The organism is Longimicrobiaceae bacterium (assembly GCA_036375715.1).
GTDB lineage: Bacteria > Gemmatimonadota > Gemmatimonadetes > Longimicrobiales > Longimicrobiaceae > DASVBS01.
Window position 1 is genome coordinate 1 of record DASVBS010000007.1, and the last position, 23892, is coordinate 23892.

A 23892-nucleotide genomic window follows, 5' to 3' on the forward strand; every position below is an offset into this window, starting at 1 on the left:
AGATGGTGATGCCGGGGGACAACGTGCAGATGACGGTGGAGCTGATCACGCCGATCGCGATGGAGAAGGAGCTGCGCTTTGCGATTCGCGAGGGCGGCCGGACGGTGGGCGCCGGGGTGGTGACGGAGATTCTGGAGTAGAACGGAAAAGGTTATCCGTTATCCGTTATCCGTCGGAACCGAGGGGCTGGCTCCAAGCCGGCCGACCGTTCCGCACTGACAAACTGCTATCGGATAACGGATGACGGATATCGGATAACCATAATCCGCCACCACTGATATACAGGCATCTGACAAATGGCCGGCAAGATTCGCATTCGACTGAAGAGCTTCGATCACGCGGTGATCGATCAGACCACCTCCGACATCGTGCGCACGGCGCAAAAGACGGGGGCGCGGGTGAGCGGGCCCATCCCGCTTCCCACCCGGATTCAGCGCTGGACGGTGCTCCGCTCGCCGCACATCGACAAGAAGAGCCGCGAGCAGTTCGAGCTCAAGACGCACAAGCGGGTGATCGACATTCTCGACTCACGCCCGCAGACGATCGACGCGTTGACCAAGCTGGATCTTCCGGCCGGTGTCGACGTGGAGATCAAGGTCGACTGAGGGGGGCGTCATGGCGGGAATCATCGGGAAGAAGCTGGGCATGACCCAGATCTTCGAAGAATCGGGCGCCGTGGTGCCGGTCACGGTCGTACAGGCCGGACCGTGCCCCGTCGTCCAGGTCCGCACCCGCGAAAAGGAGGGCTACGAGGCCGTCCAGCTCGGGTTCGGAGAGAAGAAGAGCAAGCGGGCGACCCGCGCGGAGCAGGGGCACGCCGCCAAGGCGGGGCTCGCCGCCGCGCCCGAGGTGCTGCGGGAGTTCGGCCTGGCCGAGGGGGAGACCCCGCCCAATGTGGGGGACCAGATCACCGTCGAGCTGTTCGAGGTGGGCAGCCGGGTCAAGGTGACCGGCACCACCAAGGGGCGGGGCTTCCAGGGCGTGGTCAAGCGCCACGGCTTCGGCGGCGGGCGCGCCTCGCACGGCGCCACCCGGATCCATCGGGCTCCGGGATCGATCGGCGCGGGCACCAACCCCTCGCGGGTTATCAAGGGGAAGCGGCTGCCGGGCCACATGGGCGACGTGCAGCAGACGGTCCGTAATATCCGTGTTGCCAAAGTGGATCCCGAGCGCAACCTGATCTACCTGCGCGGTGCGGTTCCCGGCCCGGTGAACGGCGTCGTGTTCATCACCAAGCAGTGAGGGCTCACGAGATGCTTACCGCACGGTATTTCAGCGCCTCGGGAGAGCCGGGGGAAGCTCGAGAACTGCCGGAAGACCTGTTCGACGGGGTCGTGAACGAGGCGGTGCTGCACCAGGTGATCAAGGCGCACCTGGCGAACAAGCGGCAGGGAACCGCCTCCACGAAGACCCGTGCCCAGGTCTCGGGTGGCAACAACAAGGTCTGGCGGCAGAAGGGAACCGGTCGCGCCCGCCAGGGCTCGATCCGCGCCCCGCACTGGCGCGGGGGCGGCGTCGTCTTCGGTCCGTCGCCGCGCGACTATCACCAGGATGTGCCGCGCAAGGTGAAGGCGCTCGCCCGTCGCTCCGCGCTGAACGCGAAGGCGCTGCGGGAGGAGATCGCCGTGATAGAGGGCTTCGACGTGGACGCCCCGAGGACCAAGGCGGTCGTCGGGCTGCTGAAGAAGATCGGGTCCGCGGACAAGAAGGTCCTGATCCTCACCTCGGGGCTCAATCCGAATCTGTACCTGTCCGCCCGCAACCTGCCCGGCGTGTCGGTGCTCCCCTTCGCGGAGGCGAGCGCGTACGACCTGATGAACGCGGGCGAGTTGCTCATCGAGGAGGCCGCTCTGACCCCCGCCACGGAGGTGGCGAATGCGTAGTCTGTACGACGTGATCGTGCGCCCGATCGTCACCGAGAAGTCGACCGAGCTACTCGATCGGACCGGCAAGTACTCCTTCGTCGTGGCGAAGGAGGCGAACAAGGTGGAGATCGCGCGCGCGGTCGAGAAGCTGTTCAACGTGCGCGTTCGCGACGTCCGCACCATGCAGTATCGCGGCAAGGAGCGTCGGGTCGGCCGGACCATCGGACGGCGCGCCGCCTGGAAGAAGGCGGTGGTGACGCTGCGCGAGGGCGATACAATCGAGATCTTCGAGGGGGTCTGAGCCATGCCCGTCAAGCAGTTCAAGCCGGTGACGGCCGGGACGCGCTTCCGCGCCACCAACGACTTCAGTGAGATCACCCGCAAGGGGCCTGAGAAGTCGCTGACCGAGGCGCTGCCGAAGAGCGGCGGCCGCAACCACCACGGCCACATCACGTCGCGGCGCCGTGGCGGCGGCCAGAAGCGTAAGTACCGCATCATCGACTTCAAGCGGAACAAGTTCGGGGTTCCCGCGCGGGTCGTGGCGATCGAGTACGATCCGAATCGCAGCGCGCACATCGCCCTGGTCGAGTACCAGGACGGTGAGCGTCGCTACATCCTGCACCCCGTGGGTCTCTCCGTCGGCGACACGGTGCAGTCCGGTCCCGGTACGGACATCCGGCTGGGGAATGCCGTTCCGCTCGCCGAGATCCCGCTGGGCACCACGGTGCACAACATCGAGCTCCGCCCGGGCAAGGGCGGTCAGCTGGCGCGTTCGGCCGGTTCGGGTGTGCAGGTGGTGGCGAAGGAGGGCGATCTCGTCACCCTGCGCCTGCCCTCGAGCGAGATGCGGCTCGTCCGTCGCGAGTGCCTGGCGACCATCGGCCAGGTGGGCAACGTCGACCACAGCCAGCAGTCGATCGGCAAGGCCGGCGCGAACCGCTGGCGCGGCCGTCGGCCCAGGGTCCGCGGCGTGGCCATGAACCCGGTCGATCACCCGCTGGGCGGTGGTGAGGGCAAGTCCTCCGGCGGTCGGCACCCGGTCTCCCCCTGGGGCAAGGCCGAGGGCGTCAAGACCCGCCGCCGGAAGAAGAACACGAACCGCTTCATCGTGCGCGGCCGGAAGCGCGGGAAGGCAACGCAGTAGGGAGGTTATCCGTTATCCGTCGGGACTCGCGACTGGCATTTAGTCTGGCCCACTACGCGCGAAGCCAGACCAGCAACGGATAACGGATAACGTACAACGGATAACGTACCACGGATAACCCTGTGCGGGGCTTTCAAACCGCTCCCAATCAGTTATATTGGAAGGCTGCGGCAAAACGGCGTCGCGTCCACCACTGATGAATCAAGTGGACCTTGTTTCCGGCGTTGGCCGGGAAACAGCTAAGAGCGAGAGAGCATGCCGAGGAGTCTGAAGAAGGGGCCGTTCGTCGAGGAGAGTCTCCTCAAGAAGATCACGGCCATGAACGAGCGCGGGGAGAAGCGGGTCGTGAAGACCTGGTCGCGCGCGTCGACGATCATCCCGGAGTTCGTCGGGCACACGCTCGCGGTGCACAACGGGAACAAGTTCATCCCCGTGTACCTCACCGAGAACATGGTCGGGCACAAGCTCGGCGAGTTCGCCCCGACGCGGATGTTCCGCGGTCACGGTGGCAAGCTCGTCGATCGGCGTGCCAAGGCCCGCTAGCACGAGCTCAAGGAGAAGCGACGATGGAAGCTCGCGCGATCGCGAAGAATGTGGGGATGTCCCCGCGCAAGCTGCGGCTGGTGATCGACCTGATCCGTGGCCGTAACGTGAACGATGCGTATTCGATCCTGAAGTTCTCGAAGAAGGCCGCCACGGAACCGATCGACAAGGTCCTCCGCTCCGCGGTCGCGAATGCCCAGCAGAAGGCGGACGCCGCGGGCAGCTTCCTGGATGCGGATGAGTTGTACGTTCGCGAGGCGTATGTCAACGAGGGTCCGCGCCTGAGGCGCTTCCGGGCCGCGGCCATGGGCCGCGCCGCCCCGCGTATCAAGCGGACCAGTCAAGTCACGATCGTCGTCGACCGCAAGGAGTAGACGTGGGACAGAAAACGCATCCCAGAGGGTTCCGTCTCGGCATCGTCAGCCCGTGGAAGTCGCGCTGGTATGCCGAGCGTGATTTCCCGCAGCTCCTGGTCGAGGACGAGAGGATCCGGAAGTACCTGCATCAGCGTCTCGGTCATGCCTCGCTCGCCGAGGTGGAGATCGAGCGCAAGCCGCAGAAGGTCATCGTCACCGTTCACACCGCCCGACCCGGCGTGGTGATCGGTAAGGGCGGCTCGGAGGTCGACAAGCTGCGCGACGAGCTCGGGCGGCTGACGCCCAACGAGGTCGCGATCAACGTCGAGGAAGTGAAGCGCCCTGAGATCGAGGCGCAGCTCATCGCCGACAGCATCGCGCACCAGCTCGTGCAGCGCGTCTCCTTCCGCCGGGCGATGAAGCGCGCGGTGCAGAACGCGATGCGGGCCGGCGCCGAGGGGATCAAGGTCCAGGTCTCCGGGCGACTGAACGGCGCCGAGATCGCCCGCACCGAGGGCTACAAGGAGGGCCGCATTCCGCTGCACACGCTGCGGGCCGACATCGATTATGCGCAGGCGACCGCTCGCACCACCTACGGCACGATCGGCGTGAAAGTCTGGGTGTTCAAGGGCGAGGTCGTGGAGGACCGTCGCGGGCGCACCTACTCCAGCGACGCGTAGGAGGGAGAACGATCATGCTGTCGCCGAAGCGAGTCAAATATCGCAAGCGGATGAAGGGCCGGATGCGCGGGAACGCCACCCGCGGCACCGAGGTGTCCTTCGGCGAATACGGGCTGCAGGCGCTGGATCGCGGCTGGATCTCCAACCGCTCCATCGAGGCCGCGCGAATCGCCATGACCCGCCACATCAAGCGTGGTGGGAAGGTCTGGATCCGCATCTTCCCGGACAAGCCGGTGACCAAGAAGCCGCTGGAGGTCCGGATGGGTAAGGGGAAGGGCAACCCGGAGGCCTGGGTGGCCGTCGTCAAGCCCGGGCGGATGATGTTCGAGCTGGAGGGTGTGCCGGAGCCGGTGGCGCGTCGTGCGCTGGAGCTGGCGGCCGCGAAGCTTCCGGTTCGCTGCCGCTTCGTGGTGCGTGAGCGCCCGCACGGAGGTGAGGCATGAAGGCGTCCGAGATCCGCGAGCTCACCACCGACGAGATCCTGGCCCGCATCGAGGGCTACCAGGAGGAGATCTTCAAGCTGCGGTTCAGGTCCGCGACGCAGGAGATCGAGAACCCGATGCTGCTGCGGACGCTCCGCCGCGACATCGCCCGCTTGAAGACCGTGCTGGCCGAGCGCCAGCTCGAGGAGGAAGGTAGCCGCTGATGAGCACGAACGAGAGCCAGGTGACCCCCGTCACCGACGAGAGCGCGGAGAACGAGCGCGGGCGCCGCAAGACCCGTATCGGCACCGTGGTTTCGGACAAGATGGACAAGACGGTGGTGGTGCTGGTCGAGCGCCGTTACGCTCATCCGCTCTACGGCAAGCAGGTGACCCGGTCGAAGAAGTACCACGCCCACGACGAGAACAACGAGTACCGCGTGGGCGACCGGGTGCGCATCACCGAGACGCGACCGCTGAGCAAGCTGAAGCGCTGGCGCGTGTCGGCGCTGATCGAGAGGGCGAAGTAAGACGAAAACGGGTTATCCGTTATCCGTTATCCGTAAGTCGGCGGGCCTTCGCGTGACGCGGAGGGTAGCGACAGACCAACGGGTAACGGATAACCGATAACGGATAACCAAAGAGCAGACTCCAATGATCCAGCAAGAATCCGTCGTCCGGATCGCGGACAACAGCGGGGCCAAGAAGGCGCTCGTGATCCGCGTTCTGGGGGGCAGCAAGCGGCGCTACGCCCGTATCGGCGACATCGTGGTGGTCGCCATCAAGGACGCCCTGCCGGACGGCACGGTGAAGAAGGGAGACGTGGCCAAGGCGGTGATCGTGCGTACCACCAAGGAGGCACGCCGGCGTGATGGCTCGTACATCCGCTTTGACGAGAACGCCGCCGTGATCATCAACGACGCCGGGGAGCCGCGGGCGACGCGCATTTTCGGCCCGGTGGGCCGTGAGCTGCGCGAGAAGCGCTTCATGAAGATCGTTTCGCTGGCGCCGGAGGTGCTCTGATGGCCGGAATGCGACTCAAGAAGGGCGACCGGGTCAGGGTCGTTCGCGGCAACGAGCGCGGGAAGGAAGGGACCATCCTGCGCGTCGACCGCGAGAAGAACCGCGTCGTGGTGGAGGGGGTGAACCTGCGCAAGCGGCACATGAAGCCCTCGCAGCAGAACCCCGAGGGCGGAATCATCAGCTTCGAGGCGCCCCTGGCCGCCTCCAACGTGATGCTCATCGACCCCGCTTCGGGCGCGCCCACCCGCATCCGCATGCAGGTGAACAAGAGCGGAACCAAGGAGCGGGTGGCGGTGAAGTCGGGGCGGGTGATCTGAGGAACGGACAATTTGGTTATCAGTTATCCGTTATCGGTTATCCGTCCGGACCAGTGACTCAATGCTTCCGCATTGACCGCAACATTCAGCGGCGACACTCGGGCATGCCCGCCGGTCCCGACTGATAACGGATGACGGACAACTGATAACCTTCAAGCGTCACCGCCCTGTCGGGCATTCGGTCGCGGCAGGATACGGAGCGCAGGAGAGAGACATGGCAGCGGAGAATGGAGCGGGCAACGGCCGGGTGAAGCCGCGCCTGCAGAGGCATTACGAGGAGAACGTTCGGGCGAAGCTGCAGCAGCAGTTCGGCTACAAGTCCGTGATGCAGACGCCCCGCCTGGAGAAGGTGGTGGTGAACGTGGGAATCGGCGAGGCGGCCAAGAACGCCAAGCTGCTCGACTCGGTGGTCGAGGAGCTGGGGCTGATCACCGGCCAGCGCCCGACCGTCCGGCGGGCCAAGAAGGCGATCTCGAACTTCTCGCTGCGCCAGGGGATGCCGGTGGGCGTCGCGGTGACGCTGCGGCGCGAGCGGATGTGGGAGTTCGTCGACCGCTTCATCAACATCGCGGTGCCGCGTATCCGCGACTTCCGCGGTCTGCCGTCCCGCTCGTTCGATGGGCGCGGGAACTACACGCTCGGGGTGAAGGAGCAGCTCATCTTCCCCGAGATCGATTACGACAAGGTGCAGAAGATTCACGGCATGGACATCACCTTCGTGACCACCGCCGTGAACGACGAGGAGGGGCTCGCGCTTCTCCGCGAGCTGGGGATGCCCTTCCGGGGCGAGACGCCCGTCCGGGTCTTCGCCTGATCGACCTGGATCCTGACACTCGAGCAAAAGCAAGATGGCCCGTAAGTCCCTGATCGAGAAGGCGAACCGGAAGCCCAAGTTCGGCGTCCGCGCGTACAACCGCTGCAATCGCTGCGGCCGCCCGCGCGGCTATCTCCGGAAGTTCGGCCTCTGCCGCATCTGCTTCCGCGAGATGGCGCTGCGGGGGGAGATACCCGGGGTGCGCAAAGCGAGCTGGTGAGCACGCGCACAGTTGTGCGCGTGAATTACGAATTACGAATGACGAATTATGGGTCCCATTGGCCGCTACTCGTCACTTCGGCAAGCAGAGATCGTAATTCGTAATTCATAATTCGTAATTCGTAGTTGTATTCCATCCACTTCCTACCAGTCCGGCTGCGCTGACGCCGGATACTATAGGAGAACGACCGCATGGTGACGGATCCCATTGCGGACATGCTCACCCGGGTGAGGAACGCGCAGAGCGCGCGGCACCGCCGGGTCGACATGCCCGTTTCGAAGCTGAAAGTCGAGATCGCTCGACTGCTCAAAGAGAACCACTACATCCACGACTACAAGGTCCTGGACGGCGACCGGTTCCCGGTGCTTCGGCTGTATCTGAAGTACTACCAGGAGAAGCCGGTCATCCGGGAGCTGAAGCGCGTGTCCAAGCCGGGCCTGCGCAAGTACGTGGGGGTGAAAGAGATTCCGCGCGTCCGCAACGGGCTGGGTATGGCCATCCTGTCCACCTCCAAGGGGGTGATGACGGACCGGGAGGCGCGGGCGAACAAGGTGGGGGGCGAGCTCCTCGCCACGGTCTGGTAGGAGGAGCAGCCATGTCGAGAATCGGTAAGCGGCCCATCCCCGTTCCGGCGGGCGTGGAGGTCACCATCGACGGTCAGACCGTGCGGGTGAAGGGCCCCAGGGGCGAGCTGCAGCGCACGCTGCATCGCGACATCACCATCGAACGCGCCGACGGCGAGCTGCGGGTGACGCGTCCCAGCGACGCGCCGAATCACCGCGCGCTGCACGGCCTCAGCCGGACGCTGGTCGCCAACATGATCGAAGGGGTGACCACCGGCTTCAAGAAGACGCTCGAGATCGTCGGCGTCGGATACCGCGCGGAGAACAAGCCGTTCGGGCTCACGTTCCAGCTCGGCTATTCCCATCCGATCGACTACCGCGCGCCCGAGGGGATCACCCTGCGTGCGGTGTCGCCCACGGTGGTGGAGGTCGAGGGCGCGAACAAGGAAGTGGTCGGTCAGGTAGCGGCTGAGATCCGGTCGCTGCGCCCCCCCGAGCCGTACAAGGGGAAGGGCGTGAAGTATCAGGGCGAGGTGATCCGTCGGAAGGCCGGCAAGGCGGGCGGCAAGTAACGGCGGTCTGCGCGGCCGCCGGTGCGGGTGGAGACCTGTCTCGCGCCCGTCCCGCGATGACCCGCAGCGCGACCCAACGGATCATCGTAATAGTCAAACCACAGGATCGAACCAATGGCACTGGGAATGAAGCAGCGGCGGGAGCGGCGCGAGCGCCGGCATCGCCGGGTCCGCAAGAAGGTGGTCGGCACCGCCGAGCGGCCCCGTCTGGTGGTCTTCCGCTCGCTGAAGAATATCGAGGCGCAGGTCGTCGACGACACGCGTGGAGTCACGCTGCTGGGTATCTCCACCCTGGCCTCGGACGTGAAGGCGAACGGCGCCGAGCTATCGAAGACCGATCGAGGCCGCCTGGCCGGAAAGCTTCTCGCCGAGAAGGCGAAGGCCGCCGGCATCACGCGGGTCGTGTTCGACCGCGGCGGCTATCTCTATCACGGCCGTGTGAAGGCCTTCGCCGAAGGCGCCCGCGAGGGCGGCCTCGAGTTTTAAGGGGGAAGCGTGGCTAGAGATCAGCAGCAGAATCGAGGCGGCGGTCGCGAGGGCCGGGGCGGTCGCGAGGGTCGCGCGGGCGGCCGGAGCGAGCGCGGGAGCCGCGGGCAGCGCGAGTCGGAGTTCAAGGAGAACGTCATCCACATCAACCGCGTCGCCAAGGTGGTGAAGGGCGGCCGGCGGTTCTCCTTCTCCGCGTTGGTGGCGGTCGGCGACCAGCAGGGCCGGGTCGGCGTGGGTACCGGCAAGGCCAACGAGGTCTCCGAGGCGGTGCGCAAGGCGCTGGAGACGGCGCGGCGCGCCATGGTGACGGTGCCGATCATCGCCGGGACGATCCCGCACGAGATCGTAGGTCACTCCGGGGCCGGAAAGGTGCTCCTTCGTCCCGCGGGTCCGGGAACCGGCGTGATCGCCGGCGGACCGGTGCGCGCGGTGCTGGAGTGCGCGGGCGTGCACGACATCCTCACCAAGAGCCTCGGGTCGAACAATCCGGGCAACATGGTGCTGGCCACCATGGATGCGCTCACGAGACTGACTACCCGCGAGCGTCTCGCCGTCGAGCGTGGCGTTCCGGTCGAGGCGCTGGAGGCGGCCCATGGCTAAGCTGCTCGAGATCCGACAGATTCGTAGTGGCGTGGGGATGCCGAAGGACCAGCGAGCCACGCTCGCGGCGCTGGGGCTGAAGCACCAGCGGACCGTCATCCAGAAGGACAACCCCGCCATTCGTGGCATGATCTTCAAGGTCCGCCATCTCGTCGAGGTGACGGAGCGGGAAGGGCAGGAGTAAATGGACGGACTCCACAATCTGCGGCGCCCCGAGGGGTCGCACCGGAACCGGAAGCGCGTCGGCCGTGGGCCGGGCTCCGGGAAGGGGAAGACCGCCGGGTACGGCCACAAGGGCTCCAAGGCGCGCACCGGCAGTCACGGACCGGGTGGCGGCAAGGCGCACTTCGAGGGCGGTCAGATGCCTCTGCAGCGCCGCCTGCCCAAGCGGGGCTTCAACAACCCGAACCGGGTCGAGTACCAGGTGGTGAACCTCTTCCAGCTGGAGCGGCTGGAGGAGACCGAGATCACTCCCGAGACGCTCCTGAAGCACGGGCTCATCGGCTACGCAAAGAAGCCGGTCAAGGTGCTCGGCGGCGGTGAGCTGAGCCGGGGTATTACCGTTTCCGCGCACGCGTTCAGCAAGTCGGCGCGCGAGAAGATCGGCGCGGCGGGCGGTACGGTACAGGAGATCGGCTGACGATGAGCAATCCCGTCACCACCCTGTTCCGGATTCCGGAGCTCAAGGACAAGATCCTCTTCACGCTGTTCCTCGTCTTCATCTATCGCCTCGGCGCGCACGTGGTGGCGCCGGGCATCGATGTGACGGCGCTGCGCGATTTCGCGGGTCAGCTCCAGGGGACGGTGTTCGGGATCTACGACATGTTCGTGGGTGGCGGGCTGTCGCGCGCGACGGTATTCGCCCTCGGCATCATGCCGTATATCTCCGCGAGCATCATGTTCCAGCTGCTCGCGGCGGTATTCCCGTCCATCGAGCGGATGCAGAAGGAGGGGGAGGAGGGGCGGAAGAAGCTCACGCAATATACGCGGTACGCCACGGTCGGCCTCTCGGCCGCCCAGGCGTACGGCTATTCGATCTTCCTGGAAGGGATCCCCGGGGCGGTGGTGAACCCGGGCATCGGCTTCAAGCTGATCATGATCCTGGCGCTCACCACCGGCGCCGTGTTCGTGATGTGGCTGGGTGAGCAGATCACCGAGCGCGGCATCGGGAACGGGATGAGCCTGCTCATCTTCTTCTCGATCATCGAGGCGATCCCGAGCGCGATCGTGCAGACGGTCGAGCTGGTGCGGGTGGGTGAGGTCACCGGTCTGGCGCTGATCATCCTTGCCGCGGTCTCGGTGGCCACCATCTCCGCGACCATAGCGGTGACGATGGCGGCGCGGAAGATCCCGGTGCAGATCCCGCGCAAGGTGATGGGGAAGGGGCGGGTCCGGGAGGGCCAGAAGTCCTTCATCCCGCTGCGTCTGATCTCGGCGGGCGTGATGCCGATCATCTTCGCCCAGTCGATCATCGTGGTACCCGGGACCTTCGCGACCTTCGCGGACACCCCCTGGTTGCAGCAGGCGGCGGGCTGGTTCCAGTACGGCACCTGGCCGTATTACATCAGCTTTGGCCTGCTGACGATCTTCTTCACCTACTTCTACACCGCCATCATCTTCAACCCCGTCGATCTGGCGGAGAACCTGAAGAAGCAGGGCGCCTTCGTGCCCGGAGTGAAGCCGGGTGCGCGCACGGCCGAGTACATCGACCGGGTGTTGACGCGCATCTCCTTCCCGGGGTCTCTCTTCCTGACCGCCGTGGCGATCGTTCCGCAGCTGGTTCTCGACGCGGTGGGGGTGCCCTTCCTGGGCCGGCTGCTGGGCGGGACCGGCCTGCTGATCGTCGTCGGCGTCGGCCTGGACACCGTGCAGCAGATGCAGCAGCACCTGCTCCTGCGCCACTACGACGGCTTCATGAAGCGTGGCCGGGTGAAGTTCCGGGGGCGGCAGAGGTATATCTGAGAGGGGTGGTTATCCGTTATCCGTTATCCGTTTGTCAGTTATCAGTCATCAGTCATCAGTTGTCACTTGGGACCGACGAGCTGACCCGGAGCCATGCGGTCTGGCTACTGCGGGGCAGGGCATCGGTCTCGATCCATGACGGATAACGGATAACTGATAGCGGATAACCATAGGCCGTTACAGCTACGTCAACCATCCAGATGCTACTCATCCTCCTCGGCGCGCCGGGGGCAGGTAAGGGAACGCAGGGAAGTCTCCTGGCCGAGAAGCTGGGGGTGCCGAAGATCGCCACGGGGGACATCCTGCGCGAGGCGGTGCGGGCGGGGACGCCGCTGGGCGAGGAGGCGCGGCGCTACATGGATGCCGGCGAGCTGGTGCCGGATGGCGTGATCCTCGGGCTGGTGCGTGACGCGCTGGCCGACCCGTCGGCGGAGAAAGGCGCCATCTTCGACGGCTTTCCGCGCAATGTGGCGCAGGCCGAGTCGCTCGCGGGGATCCTGCGGGAGCAGGGCCGTAGCGTCGACGCGGTGGTCGCGCTCGAGGTCGAGCCGGAGGCGATCGTAAAGCGGATGTCCGGTCGCCGCACCGACCCCGAGACGGGCGAGGTCTACCACATCGAGCACAACCCCCCGCCTCCAGAGATCGCGGACCGGGTGGTTCAGCGCCCCGACGACCGGGAGGAGACGATCCGGCACCGGCTCGAGGTATACGAGGAATCGACGCGGCCGCTGATCGACTACTACGAGCGGGCCGGCGTGCCGGTGCACCGGGTGGACGGGGATCGACCCATCGACGTCGTCCAGGCTGACCTGCAGCGGATCGTGGCGGGTTGATCACGCTGAAGTCGCCCGAGGAGATCAAGGCGATCGCGCGGGCTGGGGCGATCATCGCCGACCTGTTCCGGGTGATTCCGGGCGAGCTCTTACCGGGGAGGAGCACCGCCGACCTGGACCGCTTCGCCGAGGAGTTCATCCGCTCTCACGCGGGCGCGGAGCCGGCGTTCAAGGGCCTGTACGGCTTTCCGGCCACCCTCTGTACGAGCATCAACCACGAGGTCGTGCACGGCATCCCCTCCTCGAGGCGCAAGCTGGTCGAGGGGGACGTGCTGAGCATCGACTGCGGCGTGAAGCTGGAGGGGTTCTACGCCGACGCCGCCGTCACGCTGCCGGTGGGGGAAGTGGCCCCCGAGGTGAGCCGGCTGTTGAAGATGACGCGCGAGAGCCTGCTCGCCGGCGTGGCCGAGGCGCGCCCCGGGAAGCGGCTGGGCGACATCGGCGCGGCGATCCAGGCAGTGGCGGAGCGCGAGGGCTACGGCATCGTACGCGACCTGGTCGGTCACGGGATCGGCCGCTCTCCGCACGAGGAGCCGCAGGTACCCAACTACGGCAAGGCCGGCCGGGGGATGCCGCTCGAGGTGGGGCTGGTGATCGCGATCGAGCCGATGTTCAACCTGGGCACCGCCGACGTGCGCACCATGCCCGACCGCTGGACGGTGATCACCGCCGATCGCCGCGTGTCCGCTCACTTCGAGCACACCGTGGCGGTGACGGAGGCGGGGCCGAGGGTGCTCACGCCGTGGGAGCTGGCTGATTGAGGAAGTGGAACGCGGGGTGGAGGCCTCGGGCTATCCGTTGGGATTGGGGTTATCCGTTAGGATTGGCGTTATCCGTTATCGGTTATCCGTTGGGATCGGTGGACCAGCCCACAGCCCGTCCTCCAGCAACCGCGTCCACCGCCCAAGGAGGGGCTGGTCGGGAGCCGCGTCCTGGTCCGGACGGATAACGGATAACCGCGCATGGACGACCTTGCTCCATCTCCGAATCCTGGTTATTATTCCGAGCTATTGTTCTGACGAAGCGAGGCGACGATGAAGGTACGCGCTAGCGTAAAGCCGATCTGCGAGCACTGCAAGGTGATCCGGCGGCGCGGAGTGGTTCGCATCATCTGCAAGAAGAACCCGCGCCACAAGCAGCGGCAGGGTTAAGTCAACATCGGGAGAGCACATGGCTCGCATCGCGGGTGTCGATCTGCCGCGTGAGAAGCGCGTCGAGATCGGTCTGACGTACATCTACGGAATCGGTCGCGCGTCGGCCCAGAAGATCCTGGAGCAGGCGGGCGTGGATCCCGACCGGCGGGTGCATCAGCTCACCGACGAGGAGGTGAACCGTCTTCGTCGGACGATCGATGCGTCGTACCGGGTGGAGGGCGTGCTGCGGGCCGAAGTGGCGCGGAACATCAAGCGGCTGATGGACATCGGCTGCTACCGCGGGCTTCGGCATCGGCGCGGTCTGCCGGTTCGCGGACAGCGCACGCACACCAACGCACGCACCAAGAAGGGTCCGCGCCGGGCGATCGCCGGCAAGAAGAAGCCCGGGAAGAAGTAAGGAGCGAACAGCCTCATGGCAAAGCCGAAGCAGGGTGGGCGGGCGAAGGCCAAGCGCCACGTCGACGCGGAGGGGATCGCCTACATCCAGGCGACCTTCAACAACACGATCATCACGATCACCGACATGGCGGGCAATGCCGTCGTGTGGGGGAGCGCGGGCAAGGCGGGCTTCAAGGGCTCCAAGAAGTCGACCCCCTTCGCCGCCACCGTCGCCGCCGAGCAGGCCGCGAAGGAGGCGTTGAACATGGGGATGAAGCGCGTGCACGTGCGGGTGCAGGGGCCGGGGTCCGGCCGCGAGTCCGCGATCCAGGCGATCGCCGCCGCGGGCATCGCGATCCGCTCCATCCGCGACGTGACCCCGATCCCGCACAACGGGTGCAGGCCGCCGAAGAAGCGCAGGGTGTGACAACTACGGTTATCCGTTATCCGTTATCCGTTGGAACCGGTGTCGAGCCCGGAGCTGTGGCCCCCAGTTATCGCGCCCAGCGCTAAAGCAGGGGGCAAGCAGCGGGCGGCGTCTCGGTCCCGACTGACAACGGATAGCTGATAACGGATATCCATGGTGAGGAAGGGCGGTGGCGGGGCCAACTTGGTGTAAACCTCAGCGACCGGCTGGGGGAGGAAGCCTTAACAGAACGTCAGGAGATTTCGAGGATCAATGGCGCGTTATACCGGTCCGGTTTGTAAGCTCTGCCGGCGTGAGGGACAGAAGCTGTTTCTGAAGGGAACCAAGTGCTTCACCGACAAGTGTCCGGTGGAGCGTCGCGCATACGGGCCTGGACAGCATGGGCCTGCGAGCGCGCGGCGCCGGAAGGCCTCGGAGTACTCCCTCCAGCTTCGTGAGAAGCAGAAGGTCAAGCGGATCTACGGCCTCTCGGAGAAGCCCTTCCGCAACCTCTTCGAGAAGGCCTCCAAGATGTCGGGCGTGACGGGTGAAAACCTGCTCGTCGGGCTCGAGAGCCGGCTCGACAATATCGTTTACCGCATGGGCTTCGCCTCCTCGCGTAAGGAGGCCCGTCAGCTCGTTCGCCACCGGCACATCCAGGTCAACGGCCGTCTGGTGGACGTGCCCAGCTATCAGGTGTCGCCGGGTGACGAGGTGCGGGTGGCCCCCAAGAGCAAGGACATCCTCCCCGTGCAGGCGGCGCTGGAGTCGCGCACTCGCCCGTCGCGGGTTTCCTGGCTGGCCGTCGACGACGGTACGCGTACCGGTCGCATGGTGGAGCGGCCCGGCCGGGCAGATATTCCGCTCGCGGTCCAGGAGCAGTTGATCGTCGAGCTGTACAGCAAGTAATGCGAATGGCTATCAGCTATCCGCTATCGGCTATCAGTCCCATCGACCGATAGCCGATAGCCGGTAGCCGATAGCTTCTTTACTTATCTCCCGGAGGAGTATGGTGGAACTGGACCTGACCGGCCTGCAGATGCCGAATCTGCCCGAGCAGCCGCGTGAGGGGCAGATCGTGCTGCGTCCGCTCGAGCGCGGTTTCGGGCACACGCTGGGCAACACGATGCGCCGGATTCTACTCTCCCGGCTTCGCGGCGCCGCGGTCTGGGCGTTCCGTACCGACGGCGTTCTCCACGAGCACCAGACAATCCCGGGCGTCGTCGAGGACGTGCACCAGGTCATTCGCAACCTCAAGAACCTGGTCATCAAGCTGGACGACGAGACGGATGAGGCGGTGCTCGAGCTGCGTGCCAGCTCGGCCGGTCCGGTGGCGGCGGCGAACATCCGGGAAAATCCGGCGGTGACCATCGTCAACCCCGATCATCACATCCTCGAGCTCACCGAGGACCGGGACCTGAGGATGGAGCTGTACGTGAACAAGGGGCGGGGTTTCGTGCTGGCGGATCAGCATCCCATCCCTCGGGGAATGCCGGCCGACCTCGTGCGCATCGATGCCGTGTACAACCCGGTGCGCCGGGCTAACTTCGTCGTCGAGGAGACGCGCGTTGGCCAGCGGACCGACTTCGATAGGCTGGTGCTCGAGGTGGAGACCAACGGCGCGATCGACGTGCCGACGGCGGTGCAGTATGCCGCACGGCTGGCGATCGAGCACTTCAGCTACCTGGCCGGTGCACGTCCCTCGTGGACGGAGGAGCGGAGCTGGGGATCGGGTGTGGAATCGGCCGCTGCGCGCAGCCCGTTTGCGGGTGGTGTGCCGGTACCGCCTCGCATCCAGGACGTGCTGAACCGTCCCATCGAGGACCTGGCGGAGCTGAGCGTGCGCAGCCGCAACAGCCTGCAGAAGGAAAACATTCAGACGGTGCGCGACCTGGTCCAGCGGACCGAGGAGCAGATGCTCGCCATCGACAATTTCGGCAAGAAGTCCCTACAGGAGATCAACGAGTTCCTCGCCCAGCAGGGCCTCCGCTTCGGGGTCCGGCTCGCCGAGGGCGAGAACGGCACGTTGTGGTGGTCGGAGGGCGCCGAGGAAGACGGTGAGGGGTCGGGCGGCACCGACGAGGAACCCTCGGCCTGAAGGACACCACTGGAGCGATAGAAGATGCGACATCGTAAGAAAGGCCGTCAGCTCAGCCGTACGGCGAGCCACCGGGAGGCGCTGCTGCGGAACCTGGCGACCAGCCTGTTCCGTCACGGGCGGATCTCCACCACCACCGCCAAGGCCAAGGAGCTGCGTCCGTACGCGGAGCGGCTGATCACGCTGGCCAAGCGGGGAGACCTGCACGCCCGCCGGCTCGCTGCGCGCAAGATTGCGGACCGCGAGGTGCTCGGCACGCTGTTCGACACGATCGGACCCCGCTTCGCCGAGCGCCCGGGCGGCTACACCCGAGTGCTGAAGCTCGGACATCGCCAGGGCGACGGCGCCGAGATGGCACTGATCGAGCTGGTCGACCGCGGGGAGTAACGAGCCGATTCTTTTCGGGCTCGGTTAGAAGCTCGCGGGACACAACAAACAGGGCGCGAAGACGGCTCCGGAAGGGGTCGGGCTCGCGCCCTGGGTGTTTTGGGGAACCCGCACGGCGAATCCGCGGGCGGAATCGCTGGGCGCCGTACTGGCGCGGTGGAAATTGGCGCGGGGTCGGGTTGGGTGGCGGGCATTGGTGGCGTCGGGCAACGGACGTCCGGCACGCGGATCCGTACCCGGGTGTCCCGCCGCATGGCGGGCGGGCATGGCGCGCCCGCAACGTTGATGTGCAGGCGGGTTCCGCACATTCGCGAAACTGCCCGCGCTGGCAAACCAAAAGCGGCCGCTCCTCATACGAGGGGCGGCCGCTTCAACAACTCGAGCGAAACGCGACGCTACCGCTCAGCCGGCCTTCTGCACACGGCCGGCAGAGAGGCACTTGGTGCAGACCCGCACGCGCTTGCGCGTACCGTTCTCGGTGACGATCCGCGCCGGCTGGAGATTCGGGAGCCAGCGGCGGCGGGTCTTGTTGTTGGCGTGACTGACGTTGTTCCCGGTCCGCGGCCCCTTGCCGCAAACGGCGCAAACTGCGGCCATATCAATCTCCTCGTGCGAGCGCGTTCAAGGTCGAGCCTCATAATCTAGACAGGCGTTACGTCGCCGTCAAGCGCGCGCGCTGGCTCGCGTTGACACCCCGGAGGGGCTCCGGTAGGTTGCACCGCGCGAACACCTTCGGGGGCCGGGCGCCACCGTGCGACCGCCGGCGCGCCTGGACGACCGAGCCATCGACGACATGAAGCGGGCACTGATCACCGGAATCACCGGGCAGGACGGCAGCTACCTCGCGGAGCTCCTGCTCGAGAAGGGTTACAAGGTCTACGGCCTGGTCCGGCGCAGCTCGACGCTGAACTTCGAGCGCATCGCGCACATCCAGGACCGCCTGGAGCTGGTCTCGGGAGACCTCTCCGATCAGAACTCCCTTTTCTTCGCACTGCAGGAGTCCGATCCGGACGAGGTCTACAACCTCGCCGCGCAGTCCTTCGTGCAGACTTCCTGGCCGCAGCCCATCCTCACCGGCGACGTCACCGCCCTGGGGGCGACGCGCGTGCTCGAGGCGATCCGCGTCTTCAACCCGAAGATCCGCTTCTACCAGGCCTCGTCGAGTGAGATGTTCGGCAAGGTGCGGGAAGTGCCGCAGCGGGAGGAGACGCCGTTCTATCCGCGCTCGCCCTACGGAGTGGCCAAGGTCTACGCCCACTGGATCACGGTGAACTACCGCGAGAGCTACGGGATGTTCGCCACCAGCGGGATCCTGTTCAACCACGAGTCTCCGCGCCGCGGACTGGAGTTCGTCACCCGCAAGGTCACCGACGGGGTCGCCCGCATCAAGCTCGGGCTCGCCCGCGAGCTGCGGCTGGGCAATCTGGACGCGAAGCGCGACTGGGGCTTCGCCGGCGATTACGTCCGCGCGATGTGGATGATGCTGCAGCAGGACGAGCCGCGCGACTACGTGGTGGCCATGGGCGAGACCCATAGCGTGGAGGAGCTGGTGGAAACCGCCTTCGGCTACGTGGGCCTGGACTGGCGCGAGTACGTGGTGCAGGACCCCAGGTTCATGCGACCGGCGGAGGTCGATCTGCTGATCGGCGACGCCACCCGGGCGCGCAAGGAGCTCGGATGGGAGCCCCGGGTCGGCTTCACCGAGCTGATCCACATGATGGTGGACGCCGACCTCGAGCGTCTCCGGCGCGAGGGGCACGGGGCGGCGCTCGCCGGGAGCGCGTAGACCCGTGCGCGTGCTCGTGACCGGCGCGGAGGGCTTCGTCGGCCAGCACCTTCTGCGGGTGCTCGCGCGCGAGGGCGGTCACGAGGTGGTCGCGGGCTACTACCCCGCGACCGGTCCGGCTACCGTGGGAGAGGCTGCCCGGTTGCCGCAGGTTCCTCTCGACGTGACTTCGACGCGGTCGATCGAGCGGGTTCTCGCGGAGCATCGCCCCGAGTGGATCTTCCACCTGGCGGCTCAGAGCTCGGTGAGCCGCTCCTTCGCGGATCCGCTGGGAACCTGGGAGGTCAACGCGACCGGCACGCTGCGGCTGGCGGAGGCGGTTCGCACGCTGGGGAGCGGTCGGACCCGAATGCTGGTGATCAGCTCCGCGGAGGTATACGGAGCGGTGCCCCCCGAGCAGCAGCCCATCCCCGAGACGGCGCGGATGCGTCCGCAGACCCCGTACGGAGCGTCCAAGGGCGCGGCGGAGCTGGCCGCAATCCAGGCGGCTTCCGGAGGAGGGTTGGAGGTGGTCGTCGCGCGCAGCTTCAACCACACGGGACCCGGTCAGGACGAGCGCTTCGTCTTTCCCACTCTGGCGCGCCAGCTCGTGCGGATGCGCCGGGGAGAGCAGGAGCGGGTCCTGCGGGTGGGGAACCTGGAGGTGGAACGGGACTTCCTGGATGTGCGTGACGTGGTGCGCGCCTACCGTTTGCTGATCGAACGGGGCGAGAACGGCACGGCCTACAACGTGTGCTCCGGGGTGTCGCGGTCGCTGCTCGCGATGGTGCAGACGCTGGTGAAGATCTCCGGGACCGGGGCGCGACTGGAGGTCGACGAGGAGCGCTTCCGCCCGGTGGATATCCCCGTTCTCTATGGTGATCCGACCCGGCTGCAGGCACTGGGGTGGCGCGCCGAAGTCGATCTGGAGCAGACCTTCCGTGACCTGCTTTCTGAAGCAGAGCTGAGTACAACGGCGGAGGTAGGATGAGTGAGGCGCCGGGGACGGTCTATCTCGTCGGCGCGGGGCCGGGGGACCCGGGATTGATCAGCCTGCGCGCGGTGGAACGACTGCGCGCGGCGGACGTGATCGTTTACGACGCGCTGGTGCACCCGGACCTGCTCGAGCACGCCCGCCCGGAAGCCGAGCGGATCTTCATGGGGAAGCGGGCGGGCGAGCCGTCTCCCGGGCAGGAGGCGATCAACGATCTGCTCATCAGACTCGCGCGCACCCACCGTCGGGTCGTGCGGCTCAAGGGGGGCGATCCCTTCGTCTTCGGGCGCGGCGGCGAGGAGGCCCTGGTGCTGCGCCAGGCGGGGATCCCCTTCGAAGTGATCCCGGGAATCACGGCGGGGGTGGCGGCGACCGCCTACGCCGGGATCCCGGTCACCCACCGAGGCCTCTCCTCGAGCGTCGCCTTCGTCACCGGACACGAGGATCCCACCAAGGATGACACCGACCTGGACTGGGAGCACCTGGCCCGCGGCGTGGGGACGGTGGTCTTCTACATGGGCGTGCGACGGATGGAGGAGAACCTGGCGCGCCTGCGGGATGCGGGCCGGCCGGGGGACACCCCGGCGGCAGTGATCCAGTGGGGGACCTACCCGTCGCAGCGCACGGTGGTGGGTACCCTGGACACTCTTCCCGGCCTGGCCGCGGCGGCGGGGATCGGTGCCCCGGCGATCACGGTGGTGGGGGAGGTCGTGCGCCTGCGCGAGGAACTCGCGTGGTTCGAGTCGCGCCCGCTCTTCGGACGCCGGATCGTCGTCACCCGCGCGCGCGCCCAGGCGAGCGAGCTGGTGGCGGAGCTGAGCGCGCTCGGCGCCGACGTGATCCAGTTCCCCACCATCCGGGTGATCCAGCCGCCGGACATCGAGCCGCTGCGCCGGGCGGTCGCCCAGGCCGAGTCGTACGATTGGATCGTCTTCACCAGCGTCAACGGGGTGCAGCGGTTCTGGGCGGAGCTGAGGGCCTCGGGACGGGACACTCGCTGCCTGTGCGGCGTGTCGCTCTGCGCCATCGGTCCGGCCACCGCGGCCGCCATCGAGCTGGAGGGAGCGCAGGCCGACCTCGTCCCGCCGCGCTACATCGCGGAGAGCGTGGTAGCCGCCCTGCAGGAGACGGGAGACCTGACCGGCAAGCGGATCCTGCTGCCGCGGGCGGAGCAGGCGCGCTCGGTGCTGCCGGAGGCGCTGCGGGAGAGTGGGGCCGAGGTGGATGAGGTGGTTGCGTACCGCACCATCCTCGACGGGGCAGGGGCTGAAGACATCCGGCGGCGGCTGACTGAGGGGAGGGTGGACATCATCACCTTCACCGCGAGCTCCACGGTGCGCAACTTCGTGGACCTGGTGGGGACGGAGATCGGCAACGCGAGGGTAGCGTCGATCGGTCCGATCACCTCGGCCACCGCGCGTGAGCTGGGACTGCCGGTGCACGTGGAGGCGGAGGTTCACTCCATCCCTGGCCTGTTGGAGGCGCTGACCCGCTTCGCCGCCACCGTGAGCGAATGACGGCTGGCGGACGCCGAGTCGGCGGGTGGCTGCTGGGCGTGGTGCTCGCGGCGGTCGTGTCCGCACCGTGCGGAGCCCAGGCGCCGGGGGTCACCAACGGCGAGACCCCGCGAAGCGTGACCCCGAACGTTCTGCCCGACCACTGGGTGATGGACGCGGTGCGTCGCGCAGAGGGGATGGGGCTGCTGGAGCAGTCGGTGCCTTTTCGCGCGGCGCTCTCGCTGGATCACGCGGCGGAGATCCTGGAGGAGGCCGCCGCCACGGCGAGCCAACGGGATTCCGCAACCGCTCGGCTAGCGAGGGGGTGGCTGAGCCGCTTCCGCCGCGAATACGGGGGACTCACGGCCGGCGGCGCGGCGCGCTGGCTGGGCCTGCAGGCTGCTGTTGCGGGTGAGTCGCACACGGGGCGGGTCGCGCCCGGCTTCGGCGAGCTGGGGGAGGAGCGCAAAGGTGCGGTCGCCCTCGACGACGAGGGATGGGTCGGAGCGGAGACGGAGTTGTCGGCCGCGCTGGGCGAGCACCTGGCGCTGATGTTCGCGCCCCGCGTCAACAGCGAGCGGACGCGGCTCGAACGCTTCGAGCTGGTGACCGGATGGGGCAACTGGCGTCTCTCCGCGGGCCGCCAGCCGGTGGGGTTGATCAAGAGCCCGGCGGCGGGCCTGGTCCTCTCCGGAGGGGTGGCGCTGGACCGGGTATCGCTGAGGACCGAGCGGATGCGCCGTCTCCCTGGCTTTCTGAGGGTGATGGGGCCCGTGGGGGCGGAGCTGGTGGTGAGTCGCCTGTGGAACGACGAGCGGCACGAGCGCGAGCCCTTTCTGTGGGGAGGGACGCTCTCCGTCCAGCCGTTCCCGCGGTTTGGGCTCGCGGTGCACCGAGCGGCGATGTTCGGGGGGCGGGGCTACGCCGAGCCCGTCACCCTCGAGACCCTCGTCGACATGCTGCTCGGGCGGGTGTCGAACCTGGGCTTCGAGAACCAGATCGTCTCGGTGGAGGCGCGCTACCGCCTTCCCACCGAGCGGTGGGCACCGCTGACTGCCTATCTCGAGTGGGGGTCCGAGGATGCCGCCGGGGCCTGGTGGGACGTGCCGGGGCGGGTGTTCGGCCTGGAGAGCCCGGCCATTCCCGGCCTGGAGGCGCTCGCGATCGGTGCGGCCTATACCGACATCGCAGCGCACTGCTGCTTCAACCCGCCCTGGTATCGCCATCACGCCTTCTACGGCGCCTGGGCTGCGTATGACCGCCCCCTGGGGCACCGATTGGGGGGTGAGGGGTCGGAATGGCTGGTGTACGGCAGCTTCGACCGTCCGGAGGAGGGCTATCGCGTCGAGGCGCAGCTCTTTCGACGGGAGCGCTCGGGGCAGAACCTGTACGTACCCGGGCGGGAGGAGAGCGCAGGCGCCGCGTTGCGCGCCAGCTGGCGCCAGCGTCCCGGCCTCGAGCTCAGGGGCGAGGGCGCACTGGAATCCGGCAGTGGGTGGAGCGAACGCCGCCTTCGCCTGGGCGCCCACGTCTTCTTCTGAGACCGAGATGGAGGACGGCCGAATTACGAATTACAAATTACGAATTACCGATGCACTTTGAATTTTGAATTTTGAATTACGGACAGCAGGGCCTCCTCGGCGCCCTCCGGGAAATCCTCTGCGTACTCTGTGGTTTGCCGGCGTGGACCTGCAAACGCGACACATCAGTCGCGATCGCATTCGTAATTCGTAATTCGTAATTCATAATTGTTTCTATGAACGATTATCCGAGTTTCCGGCCGCGGCGGCTGCGGCGGAGCGAGGCGCTGCGCGGGTTGGTGAGAGAGAGGACCGTGCAGCCGGCCGACCTGGTGCTGCCGCTCTTCGTGGTGCCCGGGAAAGGGGTGCGGCGGCCGGTGAGCTCCATGCCGGGGGTGGACCAGACCTCGGCGGACGAGCTGCTACGTGACGCGACCGAGGCGCTCCAGCTCGGGATCCCGGCGGTGCTGCTCTTCGGCATTCCCGAGGAAAAAGATGACGTGGGCTCCTCGGGCTACCACCCGAGCGGGGTCGTGCAGGAGGCGGTGCGGCTGCTCAAGCGCGAGCTGCCGGAGCTGATCGTGGTGACCGACGTCTGCCTCTGCGAGTACACCTCCCACGGGCACTGCGGGGTGTTGAGGGGCGAGACGGTAGACAACGACGCGACCCTGCCGTTGCTGGCGCGCATGGCGGTGAGCCACGCCGAGGCGGGCGCGGACATCGTGGCGCCCTCTGACATGATGGACGGGCGAGTGAAGGCGATCCGCGCGGCGCTGGACGTGAAGGGGCACACCGACGTGCCGATCCTTTCTTATGCGGTCAAATACGCGTCGAGCTTCTACGGTCCCTTCCGCGACGCGGCGGAGAGTGCCCCCTCCTTCGGAGATCGCCGCGGCTACCAGATGGACCCCGCCAACGCACGCGAAGCGCTCCGCGAGGCGCGTCTGGACATCGACGAGGGGGCGGACCTGCTGATGGTCAAGCCCGCTCATGCCTACCTGGATGTGATCCACCGCGTGCGCATGGCCACCGAGCTGCCGCTCTGGGCGTACCACGTCTCCGGCGAGTACGCGATGGTGATGGCCGCGGCGGAGCGCGGCTGGCTCGACGGCGACCGGGCGATGACCGAGGTGCTGACGTCGATCAAGCGCGCCGGGGCCGATCGGGTGGTGACCTACTACGCCCGCCAGTTCGCGCGTCGCGCGCGGGAGGGGTGAACGGCTGAAGGCCCGTCGCTGGCCGACCGATTCTGAGGGATAGAGGACCGGCACCGGTTCTGGCGGCGACGGGAC

37 protein-coding genes are annotated in these 23892 nt (G+C 67.0%); 36 read left to right on the top strand and 1 reads right to left on the bottom strand.

What is annotated here, in order from left to right:
* From tuf to rplQ, 31 genes are all read left to right on the top strand, one after another.
* Positions 1-140 (top strand): elongation factor Tu (gene tuf, locus VF167_01450; protein HEX6924067.1); only part of this gene is annotated, 140 nt, incomplete at its 5' end.
* Between the two features lie 156 nt (positions 141-296).
* The gene (gene rpsJ, locus VF167_01455; GenBank protein HEX6924068.1) at positions 297-605 is read left to right on the top strand and encodes a 30S ribosomal protein S10; all 309 of its coding nucleotides are present in this window, start codon (positions 297-299) and stop codon (positions 603-605) included.
* A 10-nt stretch (positions 606-615) separates the two neighbouring features.
* Positions 616-1242 carry a 50S ribosomal protein L3 gene (gene rplC / locus VF167_01460; GenBank protein ID HEX6924069.1) on the top strand — a complete coding sequence of 209 codons (627 nt, stop codon included), beginning with the start codon at positions 616-618 and terminating at the stop codon, positions 1240-1242.
* An 11-nt stretch (positions 1243-1253) separates the two neighbouring features.
* Positions 1254-1883, top strand: coding sequence for a 50S ribosomal protein L4 (rplD, locus tag VF167_01465; protein HEX6924070.1), 630 nt, complete (start codon positions 1254-1256; stop codon positions 1881-1883).
* Positions 1876-2166: a 50S ribosomal protein L23 gene (gene rplW, locus VF167_01470; GenBank protein HEX6924071.1), complete on the top strand. Its 291-nt coding sequence runs from the start codon at positions 1876-1878 to the stop codon at positions 2164-2166. The genes rplD and rplW overlap by 8 nt, the downstream gene beginning before the upstream one ends.
* A 3-nt stretch (positions 2167-2169) precedes the next feature.
* Positions 2170-3009 (top strand): 50S ribosomal protein L2, encoded by an 840-nt coding sequence (gene rplB, locus VF167_01475; protein ID HEX6924072.1) that lies wholly within the window; start codon positions 2170-2172, stop codon positions 3007-3009.
* Between the two features lie 255 nt (positions 3010-3264).
* Complete coding sequence (rpsS, locus tag VF167_01480) at positions 3265-3552, top strand: 30S ribosomal protein S19 (GenBank protein HEX6924073.1); 288 nt, start codon at positions 3265-3267, stop codon at positions 3550-3552.
* 23 nt (positions 3553-3575) lie between these two features.
* The gene (rplV, locus tag VF167_01485) at positions 3576-3926 is read left to right on the top strand and encodes a 50S ribosomal protein L22 (protein HEX6924074.1); all 351 of its coding nucleotides are present in this window, start codon (positions 3576-3578) and stop codon (positions 3924-3926) included.
* A 2-nt stretch (positions 3927-3928) separates the two neighbouring features.
* Positions 3929-4588: a 30S ribosomal protein S3 gene (gene rpsC, locus VF167_01490; GenBank protein HEX6924075.1), complete on the top strand. Its 660-nt coding sequence runs from the start codon at positions 3929-3931 to the stop codon at positions 4586-4588.
* Between the two features lie 14 nt (positions 4589-4602).
* Entirely contained in the window at positions 4603-5031 is a 429-nt protein-coding gene (gene rplP / locus VF167_01495) for a 50S ribosomal protein L16 (protein HEX6924076.1), read from the top strand.
* Positions 5028-5234, top strand: a complete 207-nt coding sequence (gene rpmC / locus VF167_01500; GenBank protein HEX6924077.1) for a 50S ribosomal protein L29 — start codon at positions 5028-5030, stop codon at positions 5232-5234. The genes rplP and rpmC overlap by 4 nt, the downstream gene beginning before the upstream one ends.
* Positions 5234-5539, top strand: a complete 306-nt coding sequence (gene rpsQ / locus VF167_01505; GenBank protein ID HEX6924078.1) for a 30S ribosomal protein S17 — start codon at positions 5234-5236, stop codon at positions 5537-5539. Before rpmC ends, rpsQ begins: the two co-directional genes overlap by 1 nt.
* Before the next feature lie 124 nt (positions 5540-5663).
* Positions 5664-6032, top strand: coding sequence for a 50S ribosomal protein L14 (gene rplN, locus VF167_01510; protein ID HEX6924079.1), 369 nt, complete (start codon positions 5664-5666; stop codon positions 6030-6032).
* An 8-nt stretch (positions 6033-6040) separates the two neighbouring features.
* A complete protein-coding gene (rplX, locus tag VF167_01515) occupies positions 6041-6349 on the top strand; it encodes a 50S ribosomal protein L24 (GenBank protein HEX6924080.1) in 309 nt (102 codons plus the stop codon).
* Between the two features lie 214 nt (positions 6350-6563).
* Positions 6564-7163, top strand: a complete 600-nt coding sequence (gene rplE, locus VF167_01520; GenBank protein ID HEX6924081.1) for a 50S ribosomal protein L5 — start codon at positions 6564-6566, stop codon at positions 7161-7163.
* Positions 7164-7197: 34 nt separating this feature from the next.
* Positions 7198-7383 carry a type Z 30S ribosomal protein S14 gene (locus tag VF167_01525; GenBank protein ID HEX6924082.1) on the top strand — a complete coding sequence of 62 codons (186 nt, stop codon included), beginning with the start codon at positions 7198-7200 and terminating at the stop codon, positions 7381-7383.
* A gap of 191 nt (positions 7384-7574) precedes the next feature.
* Positions 7575-7967: a 30S ribosomal protein S8 gene (rpsH, locus tag VF167_01530; protein HEX6924083.1), complete on the top strand. Its 393-nt coding sequence runs from the start codon at positions 7575-7577 to the stop codon at positions 7965-7967.
* Between the two features lie 11 nt (positions 7968-7978).
* Positions 7979-8518 carry a 50S ribosomal protein L6 gene (gene rplF, locus VF167_01535; protein ID HEX6924084.1) on the top strand — a complete coding sequence of 180 codons (540 nt, stop codon included), beginning with the start codon at positions 7979-7981 and terminating at the stop codon, positions 8516-8518.
* A gap of 126 nt (positions 8519-8644) precedes the next feature.
* Positions 8645-9004: a 50S ribosomal protein L18 gene (gene rplR, locus VF167_01540; GenBank protein ID HEX6924085.1), complete on the top strand. Its 360-nt coding sequence runs from the start codon at positions 8645-8647 to the stop codon at positions 9002-9004.
* A gap of 9 nt (positions 9005-9013) precedes the next feature.
* The gene (rpsE, locus tag VF167_01545) at positions 9014-9607 is read left to right on the top strand and encodes a 30S ribosomal protein S5 (protein ID HEX6924086.1); all 594 of its coding nucleotides are present in this window, start codon (positions 9014-9016) and stop codon (positions 9605-9607) included.
* The gene (rpmD, locus tag VF167_01550; protein HEX6924087.1) at positions 9600-9791 is read left to right on the top strand and encodes a 50S ribosomal protein L30; all 192 of its coding nucleotides are present in this window, start codon (positions 9600-9602) and stop codon (positions 9789-9791) included. Before rpsE ends, rpmD begins: the two co-directional genes overlap by 8 nt.
* Positions 9792-10247: a 50S ribosomal protein L15 gene (rplO, locus tag VF167_01555; protein ID HEX6924088.1), complete on the top strand. Its 456-nt coding sequence runs from the start codon at positions 9792-9794 to the stop codon at positions 10245-10247.
* A gap of 2 nt (positions 10248-10249) precedes the next feature.
* A complete protein-coding gene (gene secY / locus VF167_01560; GenBank protein ID HEX6924089.1) occupies positions 10250-11569 on the top strand; it encodes a preprotein translocase subunit SecY in 1320 nt (439 codons plus the stop codon).
* A 200-nt stretch (positions 11570-11769) separates the two neighbouring features.
* The gene (locus VF167_01565; GenBank protein HEX6924090.1) at positions 11770-12402 is read left to right on the top strand and encodes an adenylate kinase; all 633 of its coding nucleotides are present in this window, start codon (positions 11770-11772) and stop codon (positions 12400-12402) included.
* A complete protein-coding gene (map, locus tag VF167_01570) occupies positions 12399-13163 on the top strand; it encodes a type I methionyl aminopeptidase (protein ID HEX6924091.1) in 765 nt (254 codons plus the stop codon). Before VF167_01565 ends, map begins: the two co-directional genes overlap by 4 nt.
* A gap of 273 nt (positions 13164-13436) precedes the next feature.
* The gene (gene rpmJ, locus VF167_01575) at positions 13437-13553 is read left to right on the top strand and encodes a 50S ribosomal protein L36 (GenBank protein ID HEX6924092.1); all 117 of its coding nucleotides are present in this window, start codon (positions 13437-13439) and stop codon (positions 13551-13553) included.
* A 19-nt stretch (positions 13554-13572) separates the two neighbouring features.
* Positions 13573-13953, top strand: a complete 381-nt coding sequence (gene rpsM, locus VF167_01580; protein ID HEX6924093.1) for a 30S ribosomal protein S13 — start codon at positions 13573-13575, stop codon at positions 13951-13953.
* A 15-nt stretch (positions 13954-13968) separates the two neighbouring features.
* The gene (gene rpsK, locus VF167_01585) at positions 13969-14361 is read left to right on the top strand and encodes a 30S ribosomal protein S11 (GenBank protein ID HEX6924094.1); all 393 of its coding nucleotides are present in this window, start codon (positions 13969-13971) and stop codon (positions 14359-14361) included.
* A gap of 252 nt (positions 14362-14613) precedes the next feature.
* Positions 14614-15249, top strand: a complete 636-nt coding sequence (gene rpsD / locus VF167_01590; protein HEX6924095.1) for a 30S ribosomal protein S4 — start codon at positions 14614-14616, stop codon at positions 15247-15249.
* 100 nt (positions 15250-15349) lie between these two features.
* On the top strand, positions 15350-16438 hold the full coding sequence (locus tag VF167_01595) for a DNA-directed RNA polymerase subunit alpha (protein HEX6924096.1): 1089 nt from the start codon (positions 15350-15352) through the stop codon (positions 16436-16438).
* Positions 16439-16462: 24 nt separating this feature from the next.
* Positions 16463-16825 (top strand): 50S ribosomal protein L17, encoded by a 363-nt coding sequence (rplQ, locus tag VF167_01600; GenBank protein ID HEX6924097.1) that lies wholly within the window; start codon positions 16463-16465, stop codon positions 16823-16825.
* A 402-nt stretch (positions 16826-17227) separates the two neighbouring features.
* On the opposite strand, the gene rpmB is transcribed toward rplQ, so the two are convergent.
* Positions 17228-17422, bottom strand: a complete 195-nt coding sequence (rpmB, locus tag VF167_01605; GenBank protein HEX6924098.1) for a 50S ribosomal protein L28 — start codon at positions 17420-17422, stop codon at positions 17228-17230.
* A gap of 154 nt (positions 17423-17576) precedes the next feature.
* Here rpmB and gmd point away from each other — a divergent pair, with 154 nt between their 5' ends.
* The 5 genes from gmd (at position 17577) to hemB (ending at position 23817) form a co-directional block, all read left to right on the top strand.
* Positions 17577-18611 carry a GDP-mannose 4,6-dehydratase gene (gene gmd / locus VF167_01610; GenBank protein ID HEX6924099.1) on the top strand — a complete coding sequence of 345 codons (1035 nt, stop codon included), beginning with the start codon at positions 17577-17579 and terminating at the stop codon, positions 18609-18611.
* 4 nt (positions 18612-18615) lie between these two features.
* Entirely contained in the window at positions 18616-19581 is a 966-nt protein-coding gene (locus VF167_01615) for a GDP-mannose 4,6-dehydratase (GenBank protein ID HEX6924100.1), read from the top strand.
* Positions 19578-21101, top strand: a complete 1524-nt coding sequence (cobA, locus tag VF167_01620) for a uroporphyrinogen-III C-methyltransferase (GenBank protein ID HEX6924101.1) — start codon at positions 19578-19580, stop codon at positions 21099-21101. Before VF167_01615 ends, cobA begins: the two co-directional genes overlap by 4 nt.
* Complete coding sequence (locus tag VF167_01625) at positions 21098-22621, top strand: capsule assembly Wzi family protein (GenBank protein HEX6924102.1); 1524 nt, start codon at positions 21098-21100, stop codon at positions 22619-22621. The genes cobA and VF167_01625 overlap by 4 nt, the downstream gene beginning before the upstream one ends.
* Before the next feature lie 215 nt (positions 22622-22836).
* A complete protein-coding gene (hemB, locus tag VF167_01630; GenBank protein HEX6924103.1) occupies positions 22837-23817 on the top strand; it encodes a porphobilinogen synthase in 981 nt (326 codons plus the stop codon).
* The last annotated feature ends 75 nt before the right edge of the window (positions 23818-23892 follow it).